The organism is Roseovarius sp. CH_XMU1461 (assembly GCF_037027165.1).
GTDB lineage: Bacteria > Pseudomonadota > Alphaproteobacteria > Rhodobacterales > Rhodobacteraceae > Roseovarius > Roseovarius nubinhibens.
On record NZ_JAYMDV010000003.1, the window covers coordinates 447,843 to 464,069 of the forward strand.

The window sequence follows — 16,227 nt, forward strand, 5'->3', positions numbered from 1 at the left end:
CGTCATCTCTGGAGACAGTCACGCAGGCGGATAAGCCCTTGTGCCATCTCGTCTTTTGGAGCCACCAACGCGGCTCTTATATAGTGCTTGCCGGGGTTGCCCCCGTCCGTGTCACGGCTCAGATAGGCGCCGGGAAGAACCCGCACGCCGGTTTCTGTCCAAAGCTTGAGCGCCGCCGCCTCGCCGTCCTCGACGGGCAGCCACAGGAAAAACCCGGCCTGCGGACCCTGGTAGCCGGGGAAATCCGCCATGATCTCATCTGCGAGCGCGTATTTCTCGCCATAGGCGGCGCGGTTCTCGATCACATGCGCCTCATCCGCCCAGACGGCGGCGGCGGCATGCTGCAGCGGCATCGGAAGCGGCGCCCCCGCATAGTTGCGCAGCTGCCGGATGCGGGTGATGCTTTTCGGCCCGCCCGCCACGAAACCGCTGCGCAGCCCCGGCAGGTTCGACCGTTTCGACAGCGAATGAAAGATCACCACGCGTTCGGGATCTGCGCCCATCTCGCGCGCCACCTGCAAGGCCCCCACCGGCGCCTCGCCGCGGTAAATCTCGGAATAGCATTCATCGGCGAAGATGTAGAAATCATGCTTTTCGGCGAGACCGATCAGATGCTCCCAATAGGATCTCTCGGCCACCGCACCCTGCGGGTTCGACGGCGAACAGAGATAGGCCACCGCCACCTGATCGAGCACCTCGGGCGCCACCGCGCCGAAATCGGGCAGAAACCCGGTCTCTGCCGTTGCGTTGAGAAACACGGGCTCGGCCGCCACGCTCAGCGCGCCGACCATATAGACCTGATAGAACGGGTTCGGGATCAGAACCTTGGGCCGCGCGCCGCCCTTGGCCTCGGGGCAAAGTGCCATCATCGCGTTATAGAGCCCTTCGCGCGTGCCGTTGAGCGCCATCACCTCGCGCTCGGCATCGACCGTCACGCCATAGCGCCGGGCGATCCAGGCGGCAATCTCTGCGCGCAGCTCGGGAATGCCTTCATTGACCGGGTAACGGCCAAAGCCTTCGGCATGCTTTGCGATCACATCCGTGACCCAGGCCGGAAACGCGTGTTTCGGCTCGCCTATGGTCATATGTACCGGCTCACCCCCGGCCTCATGCACGTCCAACAGGGCGCGCAGACGCGGGAATGCGTATTCCGGCAGGGTTGAAAACCGCTCGGGAAACATCAGAAAATTGCCTCAGGTTACGGGATCATTGTCGCCCCGTTTCCTGTGAATCTACCTGCCGATCCCTCTCAGGTCCAGCAAAACCACGCGGCTTGCCTCAAATTGTGGCATTTTGGGCGAGACCGGCCCTAATCTGGCCAAAAGACCCTGTTTCCAACCCCTTAGGACAGCGCCGCCTCGGCCGCTGCCGCCACCCGCAAGAGGCGTTCTTCGCCGAATGCCGCCCCGCAGAGCATGATGCCACAGCTCGGCACGCCGGTGGGCAGGCTCATCGCCGCCAGCCCCATGAGATTGCCCACCCGGGTGTTGCGCAGGGCCAAAAGGTTCTCGGTCACGTAATAGCTGTCGTCGGTCAAGAGCCGCTCGGCATTGGGCGGCAGGATCGGCGACGACGGCATCAGCACCGCGTCATAGCCCGCCACCCGCGCCGCCCAGGCCTCGCGCAGCGCGTTGAGCTTGCGCCAGCCCGCGATGTAATCCGAGGCCAGCGCCTCGCGCCCGCCCTCGAACCGCTCGCGGATCGGCGGAAACATGACCTCGGGATTGGCGGCGATCGTCTCGCCCCAGATGCCATAGGCCTCGGCGGTGAACAAAAGCCCCGAGAGCGGCATCGCCTCGGCCACTTCCGGCGCGTCGAGCCGCTCGATCTTGGCACCGGCGGCATGCAGACGCTCTACCGCATTCTCATAGGCGGCACGCGGCGCGTCGCGGATCTCGTCGAGAACCGTGGTCTGCAGCGCCGCAAAGCGCATCCCCTCGAGCCGCGCGCCCCGCAGATCGACCGGTGTGCCGCTGCCATCGAGCGCCGCCAGCATGAGCGCGCAATCCTCGACGCTGCGCCCAATCGGCCCCACCGTATCGAACCGTTCACAAAGCGGCACAACCCCCTTGGACGAGAGCCGCCCCGAGGTGGTCTTGAGCCCGACAAGATCGTTCCACGCCGCCGGAATGCGCACCGAGCCACCGGTATCGCTGCCGATCCCGCAGGCCGCGAGACCAAAGGCGACGCTCGCCGCCGCCCCCGATGACGACCCGCCCGGCACCGCCTCTGGATCGTTGATACAGGGCGGCGTCGCGGTGCGCGGGTTGAGCCCGAGCCCGGAAAAGGCCAGTTCGCTCATATGGGTTTTGCCAAGGCAGACGAGCCCCGCCATCGTCGCGTTGCGCAGCACGTCGGCATCCGTCTCCGGCACCCGCCCTGCGAGCAGTTGCGACCCCGCCTCGGTCGCCACACCGGCGCTGTCAAACAGGTCTTTCCAGCTGATCGGCACCCCGTCGAGCGGCCCCAGCCGCTGACCGAGCTGCGCCCGCCGCGCCGCCGCCCGCGCCTCGGCCCGGGCGCGGTCCTCGGTCACCACCGAATAAATGCGCTTGGCATTGGGATGGGCGGCAATCGCCTGCAGATAGGTCTCGCACAGCGCCTCGGCGTCGATCTCGCCCCGGCCGATCCCCCGGCCCAGCTCTGCCGCGCTCATCGAAAGCCATTCCTGCATGTCCCGCCCCTTCCCGTCCCGGTAAATTCTTGCGTCGAAACGACGCTAGACGGGTTGGCGCGCATGGACAATCCCACAGCTTGGGCCATATTTGGCACATGACGGATTTACAGAGTTTCGACAGCGATATCGTGATCGTCGGCGGCGGTCTTGGCGGCCCGGCGCTGGCCCTCGGCTTGGCGCAGGCCGGTTTCACTGTGACGGTGATCGACGCCGCGCCGCTGTCCGCCCATGAGGCCGCCGATTTCGACGGGCGCAGCTATGCGCTGGCGCTGGCGTCGGTGCGGCTGCTCGACCGGCTCGGGCTCTGGGACCGGGTGGAGGACAACGCCCAGCCGATGGTCGAAATCAAGGTCTCCGACGGGCGCGCGGGCGAAGGCCCGCTGTCGCCCTTCTTTCTGCATTTCGACCATGCCGAGATCGAAGAAGGCCCGATGGGTCATATGCTCGAAGATCGCTTTTTGCGCCGCGCCCTGCTCGACGCGCTCGAGGCAGAGCCAAAGATCACCCATTTCGCAGGCGAAACCGTCGTGGCCCAATCCTGCGACAGCGCACGCGCCGAGGTAACGCTGGCCTCGGGGCGCAGCCTGACGGCGCGGGTGCTCGTCGGTGCGGATGGGCGCAGCTCGGGCACCGGGTCGCGGGCGGGCATCCCCCGTCGCGGCTGGGATTATGGGCAGACCGCGCTTGTCGCCGCCATCGAGCATGACGCGCCGCATCACGGCATCGCGCATCAGTTCTTCATGCCCTCGGGCCCGCTCGCCATCCTGCCCCTGCCCGGTAATGTGAGCTCGATCGTCTGGAGCGAAACCGCCGACACGGCGGCCGAATTCATGGCGCTCGATGATGCCGGGTTTCTCGACATGCTGCGGCCCCGGTTCGGCGATTTTCTGGGCGACATCCGGCTGCGCGGCAAACGCTACAGCTACCCTCTCGCGCTGAGCCTCGCGGAGCGGTTCACCGACACAAGGCTGGCGCTGGTCGGCGACGCGGCGCATGGGCTGCACCCGATTGCGGGCCAGGGGCTCAACGCTGGGCTGCGCGATGTGGCGGCTCTGGTGCAGGTCCTGCGCGAGGCACAGGCGCGCGGCGAAGACATCGGCGCGCCGGATGTTCTCGGTCGCTATCAGCAATGGCGGCGCTTTGATACGACCACGCTGGCGATGACGACGGACCTGACGAACCGGCTGTTTTCCAACGACAATCCTCTGGCACGGCTGACCCGGGACATTGGCATGGGGCTGGTCAACGCGCTGCCGCCGCTGCGCCGCGGGCTGATCCGCGAGGCCGCCGGGCTCACCGGCGACCTGCCCGATCTCATGCGCTGACCGGGTTACTTTACGCCCCGGTCACGCACCTTGACCCGTTCAATCCCCATCAGAATATCGAGCATCCGCTTCTGCGGCCCGGTGTGGCCGTGCTGCGCCTCGATATTGTAATAATCGCCCAGCTGGTTGAGCACGATGTAGTTCGAAAACGAGCAATCATTGCCCTCGGGCCGGACATGTTCGTAGATCACATTGACCTGCGCCTTGTGCAGCTGCGCCACGAGCTTTTGCGCCGCCCCGTTTTGCTCGAAGGGCTGCGTGCCCGCCAGCAGGATCGCGTCATCCTCATCGCCGCCGCCCGGCGCGGGCAGCCCTTTCATCACCGCGCTTTGGCGCGCCGCGCTGATCCCGCCCGAGCCGCCATTGCCGGTATGGCCATTGGCGTTGTTGTGCAGTGTCAGCACGAACCCCGGCCGCCGGCCCCGCAGGTCGGTGAGAAACTTGGTAAAGATCGGCGCCGGTTTGCGCCGCATCTGGGCACAGGGGGCGGTCGCCTGCGCCGTCGCACCAAAATTGCGGTTTGGATCCTGCCCCTGATAATCGCGGCTGTCGCCGGTCTCCAGCGCGACAAGCTTGCCGCCATATTTGCGCACCGCGTAGAGCGCCGTATCAAAGGCCGAGTTCTCATTGTCATGCAGCAGGAAAATCGTCGGCCCCTGCTGATGCTTGCTGTTCTCGATCACGGTGAACCGCCACGGCACGCCATGTTCGGCGATCTCGATTTCCGAGATACAGACATCTTGCGAAAGCTGCGCCGCATGGCGGCGCACGTCCTTGTCGCGCAGCTGATCCGGCGCGAGACAGCCCTCGCCCGATTGCGCCATCGCCATCTGTCCCAGCGCCAGCCACGCCAGCGCCCCCCATACGATCACCTTGCTCATTGCCTGCTCCCTGATCGGGTTCATTTTGCCGACAGGCGGAAAAATCCCCGCCCGCAGTAACCATTATAGAGCTCGGCCTCGAGCATCGGCCCGCTGATCGAAGTCGGGTTCTTGGGCCGCGGCGTCACGCCCTCGCGGGTGATCGACAGAAAGCTGTTGTCGCTGATCGTGCCGCGCCATGTATGCCCGCCGGAGGTAAAGGTGATATGGCCCCGCTCGAGATAGGCATCGCCCGAGTAATAGGGCTTGCAGATCCGCGCCTTGGCCCCGCTATAGCTGCCGTGATAACCGCGCTCGAACCGGAACACCCCGGAGAGAAGATTGCCGCCCACCTGACTGCCGCCGGGCACCGCGTCATCGGGCTTGCCCGCGCAGTATTTCTCGACGACCGCCTGGCTCGTCTCGCCCTCGACAAAGCCCGGGTTCATCCGCGCAAAGGCCGCCAGCGCCTTGTGCTGCCCACAGCTCAGCGATGCGCCGCCCTCGGCGGTGGCCATCTGGGTCTGGCTCGGGGCGGTGCCCCCGGCGCTGGTCCCGGCCGAGTTGTGGCAGAGCTTGTTCAACTCATCGATCGTGTATTTGCCAATGTCGGCACTGCCGAGCGTTGGACAGCCTACGTTCATCTTGAACTGTTGCGCCTCTCCCGGCCCCGCCCAGAGCCCGGCCCAAAGCCCGGCCAAGGCCAGACCCGCGATCCCCAGAAATTTACTCATCGCATTTCGCTTGTGAAACATAGGCAATCCCCACGCTGGAAAGTGTAATTTCGTCTGTCGTTTCCGTCAAAAACCCCTGTCGGAAGGATATGAACCGTTCGGCCTTGCGGCCATGGTGAATATCCGCCCCCGCCAACTCATCCCCAAGATCGTAAAACATTTCTGTCAGGTTGCGGGCATCCACATTATATTTCTTCGCCCGCCAGCCCATATAGCCCCCGGCCAGAAAATCTGCGTGCAATTCGATACATTTGACGCGGTGCGGGTTGGTCTCGACCAGCATGTTGAGCAGCCCATGCTTGGCCTGAAACGCATGCGCCGCCTCATGGGCGAGCACCGCAATCGCGCGGTTGATGTTGCCGGGCGGGTTGGCGATATCGAGGAAAAACTCGCTGCCGACCACGAGATAATTGCCCTGCACATCGTAATAGGCACCGTATTCCTCGTCATCCATGCAGAAGGCGTCAAAGCGGAAATCAAAAAACTCCTCGATATCCCCCCGCGCGCCAAGAAGGATCTGGCGCATGATGTCGCTCTCGATCTCTTCCGCCGGGTATTGAAACTCTCCCCCGCATCCCGTCTGGGCCGAGGCCCCCTGCCCTGCGCCAAGGAGCGTGATGCTCAGCAGGACCCAGAGCGCCCAGGAGAGATATGCGCGCCGCCGCGCCATCGTCTCAATGCGCCTCGACCGTGCTGAAAATCCAGTCGCGGTGGTCCGAGACCCGGGCATAGACCCCGGGGAACCCCTTCCAGGCACAGCCCTTGCCAAAGCTCACAACACCCACCTGCAAGAACCCGGTCGGCCCGTCGCGCACGATCAACGGTCCGCCGCTGTCGCCCTGACAGCTGTCCTTGCCGCCCTCTTCATAGCCCGCGCAGAGATGCGGGCCCTGCCCCGGCCGGATGCCCGGACCATAGCCCTTGCGGCAGGTCTCGGTCGGCAATTGCCGCACATTCACCGCCATCAGATAGGCCGACGCCGCGCCGCCCGATTGCAGCGCGCCCCAGCCCGCCACCTCGGAACAGGTCCGCACATCGGCCAATTTGGCCTCGACCGTTTTCGACGGCAGGATCGCCAGCTGGCTGTTGGGAATATCAAACGGCTCCGACAGTTTGAGCAGCGCCACATCATGCAGGTTCATATCCGCCGGATCATAGCCCGGATGCGCGATGAGCTTGGCAATCCTGCGCCCCTTGGGGTCAAGCCGCCCATCGCTCCCGGCGCGGTGGATGCTCACATCCTGCAGCCGTGCCTCGCCCCAGCAATGCGCCGCGGTCAGCACCCAGTTCTGCGAGATGAGAGAGCCGCCGCAAAACTGCGTCTTGGCCCCCTGATGATAGAGCCCGACGATAAAGGGCCAGTCGCTCGGCTTGGCCCGGTCGCCATTGACGATGCGCAAAACCGGCTGATCCGACTTGGGCTCGATACATTCCATCTGTGCCTGCGCCACCGCCCCGCCGGCGATCCCCATGGCCAGCACCGCACCCATCAGCGCCTTTGCAACTCCGGCTCTCATCCCGCGCCCCCTCATTGCGTGATCCGATAATCGAGATAGGTGACATCGCGCGCCGCGCATTTCGCCTGCGACCGCTGATAGGCCCCAAGATGCAGCTGCATCTTCTGTCGCGACACTTTCTGCCCCGGAATGGCGTAATCCTCTTCGGCAAGCTGATCTTCCTCGCGGCTGGTCAGCGCGATGGAAATCTTGCCAAGGCCGACGCCCTCTTCCGGCGGATGGTAGAGCGGAAAGGTCTCGCGCGTGCCAAAGCAATAGCGCTCTCCGGCGCTCACCTCGGCCGAGGTCTGCCCCTCGGGATGGCTGAGCGCATTGGGGTAAAGCTGCTGAAAATCGCCCTTGATCGGCGCGTCAAAGATCGCGACAAAGCCCGATTGCTGCGGCACGAAACACAGCACCAAGAGCTCATTGACGCGAAAGCTCGGCTTCGAGGTCTGCTGCCCCGCCTCGAACTCTGCAAGCCCGGTCATAAAGGCGTCGATACATCTGGCCTCTGCCGCCAGCGGCGCGGTGGCCAGCATCCCGGCCGTGATCCATCCGGTCACTCTCAACATCAGCACCTCCTACTCTGCGCCCGAAGGCATCATCACGATCTCGACCGTCTCTTGCGGCATGGCGGCAATCTCTGTCTTGCCGCGCAGCACATGGCCCGCCGCCGAATGCAGCGTCGCGGTGATTTCCAAGGGGAACTGCGCCTCGGCCCCGACCGGCAGGCTCACCGCATAGGGCGGGCCATAGCGCCCGGTATAGATGCTGCGCGTCACCGTGCCGCCCGGCCCCTTGGCCACCAGGTCGAGCTTGGAGCCCGCCGGCACCAGCAGCCGCACGAGATAGGTCACGCTGAGATCAATCTGGGTCCGTGTCTCGGTCACATCGCTATCCCGCACAGTCGCCGCACTGCCCGCCGTCGCGGCGGGCTTGGCCGGCTTCGCCACTGGTTTCGCGGCCGGTTTAGACCCTGCCTGTGTCAACGGCTTGACGGGCCTCGCAGGCGCGTCGCCCTCGTCTGCGGTCGCGGCGATGGCACTGCCATCGCCCTGCGTATCGGGATAAATCCCGCCGATCATACAGGCCTGCAGCAGGATCAGCGCCAGACCGGCCACGGCGATCCGTCCGATCCCACCCATTCCAAACACCCGTTGCCCCATGCCCGCTCCTTGAAAATCTCTCGGCGTTCCATCACTGGTCGTCGCAATCGTCTCATCAATCATCGTCATGTCCGGTGCCTTTCGTGGCCCTGCATGTCACGTTACAGGGATCAGACTAGGCCAAGTGCCAAATGCACTCAATCCGGGGCGGGCCAGCAAGATATCAGCAGCCCAACTATAAATTAGGTGCCCAGCCAGACTTGAATCGGCGGCCTAATTCCTGTTCCTACAGGGGCATGACACCGACAACCGACATACGCACCCTTGAGAGCTTGCGCCGAGCCAAGACAGAATTCCACAATAAACTCTGTCAAAATTCGGCCGATCCCGATCCTTTGCTGCTCAAATCCCTGCGCAGCGAGAACACTTTCGTGCTCTCGGAATTCCTCTTCCTGCTCGAAGCCTTCGATCTTTTGTCCGATCCGGCGCGGCTCGAAACCTATATCGAGGCCCATAACCGGCAGCTGCAGGCGCTGATCGACAACCGCGAGGAACGCCGCCTTCTGGGGCTCGAAGTGCCGCGTCTCAACCGGGGGCTTTTCTCCGCCATTCAGCTCCACAAGGCCAAGGCCAACCTCCTCTCCGCCACCCCCGGGCTCGATCAGGCGGACATCCAGCGGCTGACGATCTTGCTGTTTTCCGCCGAAACCGGGCGGCGGGTGATCGAGGCGCTGGAACAGGCCGGTTATATCAGCCGCTTGGAAACTCCGTATTTTTCCAAGATTATCCGCTCCAAAGGGGTCGTCGAGCGGTATTTTTCCGAGTATCTGGACCAGATTCGCAAAAATGTTGGCGCCACCAAATCCGGCCCCACCGGCTGACAAGACACGAACAAAGGATGCCCAGGCCATGAAACATCTCTTGACCGCAAGCCTCGTGGCTCTGTCTCTCACCGCAGGCGCCGCCCAGGCGAACCCCTGCGTCGCGCTCGATTTCGATCTCAAGATCGCCGTGCAGGATGCGTTGATGGGGGCCGAGGACCCGCGCGTGTCGCGGCTCGCGGGCTATCTCAACGATTCCTTTTACAATGATCTCTCCTGCCGGATGACCCTGACCTATACCGGTGAGGCGCTGCAGGCGCTGCTCGGCAACCCGCCCGAGCTGATGAAGGCCGCGCTCACCATGCCCGCGCCGCGCAATCAGTCCGATGCACTCATCCTCATCTTGCAGGCGATGCAGGCCACCGTCGACGAGCTGCCCGGCTGATCAGCCCTCGCCGACGAGGATCGCAGAGACCTTGAGCGCGCGCTGCGCATTGCCCTCGACCTTGAGCTTGCGGGTCATGAAGGCCGTCACCGGGTTCTGATCGCCGCTCAGGATCGCGCGAAACACCTCGTCGCGCGCCATGAGCACCACATCGGCCTCTTCCGCCCCGGCCCGCGCGCCCGTCTCGTCGAGCATCACGCTGCCCTCACCCTCGATATCGAGCCGCGCCACACCCTTGATCGCGCCCTGCGCGCGGGGGGTCAAAAGCGTCACATATTCATCAATGATCTGGGACATGGGTGGGCTCCTCGGGCGCGTCTCTGGCACGGGCATAGCCTGCCCCGCCGCGTCGCCCCCGGCAATCCGTGACCCTGCGTTACGCGCCGTCTTTCGGCGCCCAGCGGTCAAGCGCCGCCTCATCTTCCTCCTTGGCCGCGACCCATTGCGCGCCCTCGGAGAGATGCTCTTTCTTCCAGAACGGCGCGCGGGATTTGAGGAAATCCATCAAGAACTCCGCCGCCTCGAACGCCGCCACCCGGTGCCGCGCGGCGGTGGCCACCATCATGATCATCTCATCGGGGCCAAGCCGCCCGTGCCGATGAATGATGAGCGCATCGCCCAGATCCCACCGCGCCTGCGCCTCTTCGGCAATCTTGCGCAGCGCCGCCTCGGTCATGCCGGGATAATGCTCGATCTCCATATGGGCCATGCCGCCCGGCAGATCGCGCACGATGCCGGTAAAGGTGACCACCGCGCCCATCCCCCGCTGCCGCGCGGCAAAGGCTTCGGCCTCGGCACCAAAGGCAAAAGGGCTCTCCTGGACGCGAATATCCATGGGCCTAGCCGCCGGTCATCGGTGGAAAGAACGCCACCTCGCGCGCGCCCGCGAGGCTCGCGTCGAAATCGGTGAGCTCCTGATCCACCGCCACGCGCAGCGCGCCCTCATCGGCAAAGGCCGCCTCATAGCGCGGCTCGCGCGCCTTGAGCTCGGCCACCAGCTCGCGCACCGTGGCGGCCCCGGTCTCGACCCGCTCTTTCGGCAGGCCGACCCGCTCGCGCACCCAGGCAAAATACAGAACGTCCATCATGCGTCCTCCTTCAGATAGGGCACCGATTTGCGGAAATAATCATAGCCCGTCACCAGCGTCAGCGCCGCCGCCAGCCACAACAGCCACAGCCCCAGCCGCCCGGCCCAGATCATTCCGTCATACTTCCACCACAGGCCAAGAAGATCCTCTTCACGACCCGCGAGGATTTCCGCGACCATCGCCTCATCCATGCCAAAGACCGACATGCCAAGATAATGCTCGAACACGCCCTGCGCAAAGAGGCAGGCAATCGCCATCATCTGCGCCGTGGTCTTCCATTTCGCGAGTTTCGTGACCTTGAGCGTCCCGGCCACATCGCCGAGATACTCGCGCAGGCCCGAAACGAACACTTCGCGGAACACGATAAATGTCGCCGGCAGCACCAGCCAGGGCGACATCGAGGAATAGCCCACAATCACCATCAGCGCGATCAACACCATCGCCTTGTCGGCAATCGGGTCGAGCATCGCGCCAAGCTTGCTCTCCTGCGCCCAGCTCCGCGCCAGGTAGCCATCGAACCAATCGGTGATCGCCGCGCCCACAAAGAGTATGAGGGCAAACCAATCCGCCCAGGGCCGATGGAAATAGAGAAACATCACCGCAATCGCGGGGGCCGCCAAAAGACGCAGGATCGTCAGGATGTTGGGGATCGTCATGCTCATACCGCCTGTCTACCCCGGCAACCGGAACGGGGAAAGCCCGTTTCTCGCACGCCCTCCGATCCGCATGATCAGCCTACCCCTTGTCGTGGAAATGGTCATAGACCCGCTGCGCCAGCGCCTCTGACACGCCCTCCACCGCCTTGAGATCGGCCAGCGCCGCCCGGCTCACCGCCTTGGCCGAGCCGAAATGCGCCAAGAGCGCCCGCTTGCGCGCCGCGCCAACCCCCGGCACCTCGTCGAGCGGCGAGGCGCTCACCGCTTTCGACCGTTTCGCGCGATGGGTGCCAATGGCGAACCGATGCGCCTCGTCGCGCAGCCGCTGCACGAAGTAAAGCACCGGATCATTGTGCCGCAGCGCCATCGGCCGGGTGCCGACACGGTGGAACTCTTCCTTGCCATGATCACGGTCCACCCCCTTGGCGACCCCCACCATGGCGATATCCTCAACCCCCATCTCGCGCATGATCGAGGCCACGGCGCTCACCTGCCCCGCGCCCCCGTCGATAAGCAGCAGATCGGGCCAGAGCCCCTTGTCGCGCTCCGGGTCCTCCTTGAGGAGCCGCTTGAACCGCCGCTTGAGCACCTCTTTCATCATGCCGAAATCATCGCCCGGGGTGAGCTCTTCTCCCCGGATGTTGAACTTGCGGTACTGGTTTTTCAGGAACCCGTCCGGCCCCGCCACGATCATCGCGCCGACGGCATGGGCGCCCTGAATATGGCTGTTGTCATAGACTTCGATCCGGCCCGGCGGCGCATCGAGCCCAAAGGCCTCGGCCAGCCCGGCCAACAGCTTGGCCTGCGTCGCGCTCTCGGCCATCTTGCGGGCGAGGCTCTCGCGCGCGTTGCGCAGCGCGCCATCGACCAGCTCGGCCTTTTCGCCCCGGATCGGCACGAGGATCTCGACCTTGCGCCCCAGACGCTCGCCGAGCGCCGCCGCCATCAGATCATTATCCTCAAGCGCATGGCTCAGGATGAGCTGCCGCGGCGGTTCCTTGCTGTCATAGAACTGGCCGATAAAGGCCTCGAGAACCTCTGGCTCTTCGACATCGACACCGACGCGCGGATAGAAATCGCGGTTGCCCCAGTTCTGCCCGCCCCGGATAAAGAACACCTGCACACAGGCCTGCCCCTTCTCCAGATGGAGCGCGATCACATCGGCGTCCTTGACGGTGCGCGGGTTGATCCCCTGCGCCGTCTGCACCTGGGTCAGCGCCTTGATCCGGTCGCGCAGCGCGGCGGCCTTCTCGAACTCCATCTCGTCCGAGGCCGCCTGCATATCCTGCGCGAGCTTTTCCTGAATTTCCGTCGACCGTCCCGACAGGAACCGCTCGGCATCGCTCACCTGCGCCGCGTAATCCTCGCGCGAGATATAGCCGACACAGGGCGCGGTGCAGCGTTTGATCTGATATTGCAGACAGGGCCGCGTGCGCCCTTCGAACATCGTGTCGCTGCAATTGCGCAGCATGAAGACCCGCTGCAGCTGCGCCAAGGTCCGGTTCACCGCACCGGCGCTGGCGAAGGGGCCGTAATAGGCCCCCTTCTCGCGCTTCGCGCCGCGGTGTTTCTTGATCATCGGATAGTCATGCGCCTTGGTGACCAGAATATTGGGAAAGCTCTTGTCGTCGCGCAGCAGCACGTTGTAGCGCGGCTTGAGCTGCTTGATCAGGTTCTGCTCCAGAAGCAGCGCCTCGGTCTCGGTCGCGGTGGTCAGGAACATCATCGAGGCGGTATCGCGGATCATCCGCTGAATGCGCCCGGTATGGCCGGTGGGCCGGGCATAATTGCTCACCCGAGCCCGCAGGTTTCGCGCCTTGCCGACATAGAGAACCCGCGCCTGCGCATCCAGCATCCGATAGACGCCGGGCGAGCCATCGAGTGACCTAAGGTAACCCCGGATCACGTCATGCCCGGTTTCTGGCGCGTTGGTTTCAGTCATTTGCCTACAAAGATGATTCTGGAGGGTTCATCAGCATCTTATCTCGCCCGGATCAAGGGCAAACAAATCCCCGCTTTCTGTGGATAACCCCGTAGATAACATTCTGCGAAGGGGATTTTTACCTTGTATACAGCACGCTTCGTTGAACTGCTTAATTTTTAGGCAGTATTGTAACGTATTGATTTTCATTGGTAAAAATCTTCAGATTATCCAAACTCCTGAAAACATTACACTTTTTTAACGGTTCTGTAACGTGCCCTCACGCGGGTGCACAACTCAGCCGCGCGAGCCGCGCGGTAGGGTTTACTCCGGCCCTAAAATGTCAGGGGTCTGCCAGCCCAGATGCTGCCCGCCATCGGTACAAATGAGCTGACCGGTGACCCCCCGCGCATAGAGCAGGTAATGCAGCGCCCCCAGAATATCGTCGACATTTGACCCACGGTTGAGCACCGTCGCCGCCCGTTGCCGGGCAAAATGCTCGTCGCTCTGCCGCGCCGCCTGGAGCGTCGGGCCGGGGCCGATGGCATTGACCCGCACCTTGGGCGCGAGCGCCTGCGCCGCCGTCCGGGTAAAGGCCCAGAGCCCCATCTTCGCCAGCGTGTAGGTCATGAACTCAGGGGTGAGCTTGCGCACCCGCTGATCGATCATATTGACCACCAGCCCCCGCGCCACCGGCTCGCCATTGAGGTCAATCGACGGCTCGGGCATTGCCGCCGCCACCGCCTGAGTGAGGACGAAAGGCGCGCGCAGATTGCTCTGCATATGCCGGTCCCAGCTCTCGCGGGTGGCGCTGTGCAGCGTGTCATATTCAAACACCGAGGCATTGTTGATCAGCACCTCGATCGGCCCGCCCAGCGCCTCCATGGCGCGCGGCACGAGGCTCTGGATCTCGTCCTCGCGGGTCAGGTCCGCCTGGATCGGAGAGGCCTGCTGGCCGATCTGGTTGATCTCGCGCATCACCTCCCAGGCGGCGCCTTCCGAACTGGCGTAATGCACCGCCACGTCATAGCCCTTGTTCGCCAGATCCAGCGCCATCGCCCGGCCCAGCCGATGCCCCGCTCCCGTGACCAATGCCCGTGACATGCCCGCCCTCCGTTAGATCAGCAATACCGCGATATAGATCAGATAGGCCGCGCTAAAGCCCACGCCCCAGATCCGCCCGATATCCCATTTCCAGAACACGAAGGGAATGAGAACCAGCGACGCCGCCAGCATCACCCAAAGGTCAAAGCGCAGGAATTCCGCATCCACCGGGATCGGCCCGATGAGCGCCGCAACCCCGATGATCGCCAGCAGGTTGAACATGTTCGACCCGATCACGTTGCCGAGCGCCACATCCGCCTGTTTGCGCAGCGCCGCCATCACCGTCGTCGCAAGCTCGGGCAGCGAGGTGCCCAACGCCACCAGCGTCAGACCGATGATCGCATCGCTCACACCATATTGCCGCGCGATGATCGACGCGTTGTCAACCAAGAGATCCGCCCCGAGCGGCAGGCCGATCAAGCCCAGCACGAGGAACATGATGATCTGCCACCACGGCATGTCCGGATCCGCGCCTTCGACCTCATCTGCCTCGGTCGCCGCCGCGCTACAGCTCGCCTTGCGGTGGCGATGCGCGTCCCGCGCCGCATCAAAGAGCATGAAGGACAGCGCCGCCAAGAGGACGATCGCCGCCCAGATGTCAAAGATGCCGCGAAAGGCCAGCGCGATGAACAGAACCGTCGCAAAGATCATATGGCTATAGGTCTTGCGGCTGTCGCAATGGCTCGTATGCACCACCGACAGGATCGCCGGCAGACCGAGAACCAAGAGGACATTGGCGGTGTTCGACCCCACCACATTGCCGAGCGCCAGCCCCGCCTTCTGCTCGATCACCGCGTTGATGGCGATCAACAGCTCGGGCGCCGAGGTGCCAAAGGCCACGATGGTCAGGCTCACGATCAGCGCCGGAATCCCGACCCGCAGGCTCAGGTTCACCGCGCCCTTGACGAGGCTGTCGCCCGCCAGCAGCAGGATCAGAAGCCCCAGTCCCGCATAGAGCCAAACCATCATTTCAACTTATCCTTTCCACAGGCACAGGGCCCGCGACCGATCCGGTAGCGGCCACAGCCTTTGCATTTCGCAGATGAGAGCGTTTTCTGGCCCGGGAAGCGCAGCTTGCCAAACATGGCGAGCACCCCCATGCCGATGAGGAACAAAACGACGATCTTGACGATCATTGACGGATACCGAAACGCGCGAACTCCGCCCGCTCCTCGACCGCGATCAACGCATCCTCGACGACCGAGGCCCCGAACCGCTGAAACAGGCCCTTCTTGCGGCCATAGCGCAAGAGCTTGACCTTGTCGCCATAGAGCTCTTTGAGCTTCGGCTCGAGATGCGCCTCGCCATCGGCCAGCCCCAGCTCAACCGCCTGCCGCCCGATCCAGAACTCGCCGGTAAAGAGTTTCTCATCGCGGCTGAGCTTGTCGCCCCGGCGCGCCTTCACATGGTCGATGAACCCGGTGTGCATCTGCGCCAAGAGGCTCTCGAGCCGCGCCACGTCTTCCTTCTTTTCCGGCTGGAACGGGTCGAGCGTCGATTTCGACTCCCCCGCCGTATAGACCCGCCGCTCGATGCCCTGACGGGCGAGGAACACATGCGCCCCGAACCCGGCCGAGATCACCCCGATCGAGCCGAGGATCGAGCCGTAATCGACCCAGATATCATCCGCCGCCACCGCCAGCCAATAACCGCCAGAGGCCGCCACATCCTCGACAAAGGCATGCACCGGCACGCCTTTTTCCTCGGACAGGCGGCGAATGCGGGCGGCGATGAGCGCCGATTGCACCGGCGAGCCGCCGGGCGAATTGATCACCAGCGCCACCGCCTTCGGTTTGCCCCGCGCAAAGGCCTTGTCGATGACGGGGCCGATGGCCTCGTCGCTGAGCGCCGCACGCGGCCCCGATCCGATTGTGCCCGCCAGACGCACCACAGCGACGCGCGGCCGCGACCGGCGCCAGGGCAAGGCGGATTTCAAGCGTTCCCAGAATGTCATGTGGCCGATGTAGAATGCCACCGGCCCCGAAACAAGG

Annotated in this window: 20 protein-coding genes; 3 read left to right on the forward strand and 17 right to left on the reverse strand. The window is 64.0% G+C overall.

Annotated elements, in window-relative coordinates:
• Positions 1-2: 2 nt before the first annotated feature.
• On the reverse strand, positions 3-1,181 hold the full coding sequence (locus WA237_RS11350; protein ID WP_216014792.1) for an aminotransferase class I/II-fold pyridoxal phosphate-dependent enzyme: 1,179 nt from the start codon (positions 1,179-1,181) through the stop codon (positions 3-5).
• Positions 1,182-1,342: 161 nt separating this feature from the next.
• Positions 1,343-2,674 carry an amidase gene (locus WA237_RS11355; RefSeq protein ID WP_336097773.1) on the reverse strand — a complete coding sequence of 444 codons (1,332 nt, stop codon included), beginning with the start codon at positions 2,672-2,674 and terminating at the stop codon, positions 1,343-1,345.
• 98 nt (positions 2,675-2,772) lie between these two features.
• Here WA237_RS11355 and WA237_RS11360 point away from each other — a divergent pair, with 98 nt between their 5' ends.
• On the forward strand, positions 2,773-4,002 hold the full coding sequence (locus WA237_RS11360; protein ID WP_336097774.1) for a UbiH/UbiF/VisC/COQ6 family ubiquinone biosynthesis hydroxylase: 1,230 nt from the start codon (positions 2,773-2,775) through the stop codon (positions 4,000-4,002).
• 5 nt (positions 4,003-4,007) lie between these two features.
• Here the strand turns inward: WA237_RS11360 and WA237_RS11365 are convergent, their stop codons facing one another.
• The 6 genes from WA237_RS11365 to WA237_RS11390 are packed head-to-tail and all read right to left on the reverse strand — an operon-like array spanning position 4,008 to position 8,261.
• The gene (locus WA237_RS11365) at positions 4,008-4,883 is read right to left on the reverse strand and encodes a hypothetical protein (RefSeq protein WP_336097776.1); all 876 of its coding nucleotides are present in this window, start codon (positions 4,881-4,883) and stop codon (positions 4,008-4,010) included.
• Positions 4,884-4,903: 20 nt separating this feature from the next.
• Entirely contained in the window at positions 4,904-5,596 is a 693-nt protein-coding gene (locus WA237_RS11370; RefSeq protein ID WP_336097778.1) for a hypothetical protein, read from the reverse strand.
• Positions 5,589-6,266: a hypothetical protein gene (locus WA237_RS11375; RefSeq protein ID WP_336097780.1), complete on the reverse strand. Its 678-nt coding sequence runs from the start codon at positions 6,264-6,266 to the stop codon at positions 5,589-5,591. The genes WA237_RS11370 and WA237_RS11375 overlap by 8 nt, the downstream gene beginning before the upstream one ends.
• A 4-nt stretch (positions 6,267-6,270) precedes the next feature.
• Entirely contained in the window at positions 6,271-7,113 is an 843-nt protein-coding gene (locus WA237_RS11380) for a serine protease (RefSeq protein ID WP_336097782.1), read from the reverse strand.
• Positions 7,114-7,124: 11 nt separating this feature from the next.
• Entirely contained in the window at positions 7,125-7,667 is a 543-nt protein-coding gene (locus WA237_RS11385; RefSeq protein ID WP_336097783.1) for a hypothetical protein, read from the reverse strand.
• Positions 7,668-7,676: 9 nt separating this feature from the next.
• Positions 7,677-8,261, reverse strand: coding sequence for a hypothetical protein (locus WA237_RS11390; RefSeq protein WP_336097785.1), 585 nt, complete (start codon positions 8,259-8,261; stop codon positions 7,677-7,679).
• 236 nt (positions 8,262-8,497) lie between these two features.
• Between WA237_RS11390 and WA237_RS11395 the strand changes: the two genes are divergently transcribed.
• Together WA237_RS11395 and WA237_RS11400 are read left to right on the forward strand one after the other, a co-directional pair.
• Complete coding sequence (locus tag WA237_RS11395; RefSeq protein ID WP_336097787.1) at positions 8,498-9,082, forward strand: hypothetical protein; 585 nt, start codon at positions 8,498-8,500, stop codon at positions 9,080-9,082.
• 28 nt (positions 9,083-9,110) lie between these two features.
• Positions 9,111-9,467, forward strand: coding sequence for a hypothetical protein (locus WA237_RS11400; protein ID WP_009814024.1), 357 nt, complete (start codon positions 9,111-9,113; stop codon positions 9,465-9,467).
• Here WA237_RS11400 and WA237_RS11405 read toward each other — a convergent pair whose 3' ends face one another.
• From WA237_RS11405 to WA237_RS11445, 9 genes are all read right to left on the reverse strand, one after another.
• Complete coding sequence (locus WA237_RS11405) at positions 9,468-9,764, reverse strand: SCP2 sterol-binding domain-containing protein (RefSeq protein ID WP_336097789.1); 297 nt, start codon at positions 9,762-9,764, stop codon at positions 9,468-9,470.
• Positions 9,765-9,843: 79 nt separating this feature from the next.
• Positions 9,844-10,302 carry a molybdenum cofactor biosynthesis protein MoaE gene (locus WA237_RS11410; RefSeq protein ID WP_336097790.1) on the reverse strand — a complete coding sequence of 153 codons (459 nt, stop codon included), beginning with the start codon at positions 10,300-10,302 and terminating at the stop codon, positions 9,844-9,846.
• 4 nt (positions 10,303-10,306) lie between these two features.
• Positions 10,307-10,552 carry a molybdopterin converting factor subunit 1 gene (gene moaD, locus WA237_RS11415; RefSeq protein WP_336098097.1) on the reverse strand — a complete coding sequence of 82 codons (246 nt, stop codon included), beginning with the start codon at positions 10,550-10,552 and terminating at the stop codon, positions 10,307-10,309.
• Positions 10,552-11,217: a CDP-diacylglycerol--glycerol-3-phosphate 3-phosphatidyltransferase gene (pgsA, locus tag WA237_RS11420; RefSeq protein WP_336097792.1), complete on the reverse strand. Its 666-nt coding sequence runs from the start codon at positions 11,215-11,217 to the stop codon at positions 10,552-10,554. The genes moaD and pgsA overlap by 1 nt, the downstream gene beginning before the upstream one ends.
• Before the next feature lie 73 nt (positions 11,218-11,290).
• Complete coding sequence (uvrC, locus tag WA237_RS11425; protein WP_336097793.1) at positions 11,291-13,153, reverse strand: excinuclease ABC subunit UvrC; 1,863 nt, start codon at positions 13,151-13,153, stop codon at positions 11,291-11,293.
• A 303-nt stretch (positions 13,154-13,456) separates the two neighbouring features.
• Entirely contained in the window at positions 13,457-14,236 is a 780-nt protein-coding gene (locus tag WA237_RS11430; RefSeq protein ID WP_040618004.1) for an SDR family oxidoreductase, read from the reverse strand.
• A gap of 12 nt (positions 14,237-14,248) precedes the next feature.
• A complete protein-coding gene (locus tag WA237_RS11435) occupies positions 14,249-15,205 on the reverse strand; it encodes a calcium/sodium antiporter (RefSeq protein ID WP_336097794.1) in 957 nt (318 codons plus the stop codon).
• Positions 15,202-15,372 carry a hypothetical protein gene (locus WA237_RS11440; protein WP_009814016.1) on the reverse strand — a complete coding sequence of 57 codons (171 nt, stop codon included), beginning with the start codon at positions 15,370-15,372 and terminating at the stop codon, positions 15,202-15,204. The genes WA237_RS11435 and WA237_RS11440 overlap by 4 nt, the downstream gene beginning before the upstream one ends.
• A complete protein-coding gene (locus WA237_RS11445; protein ID WP_040618443.1) occupies positions 15,369-16,190 on the reverse strand; it encodes a S49 family peptidase in 822 nt (273 codons plus the stop codon). The genes WA237_RS11440 and WA237_RS11445 overlap by 4 nt, the downstream gene beginning before the upstream one ends.
• Positions 16,191-16,227: the final 37 nt, after the last annotated feature.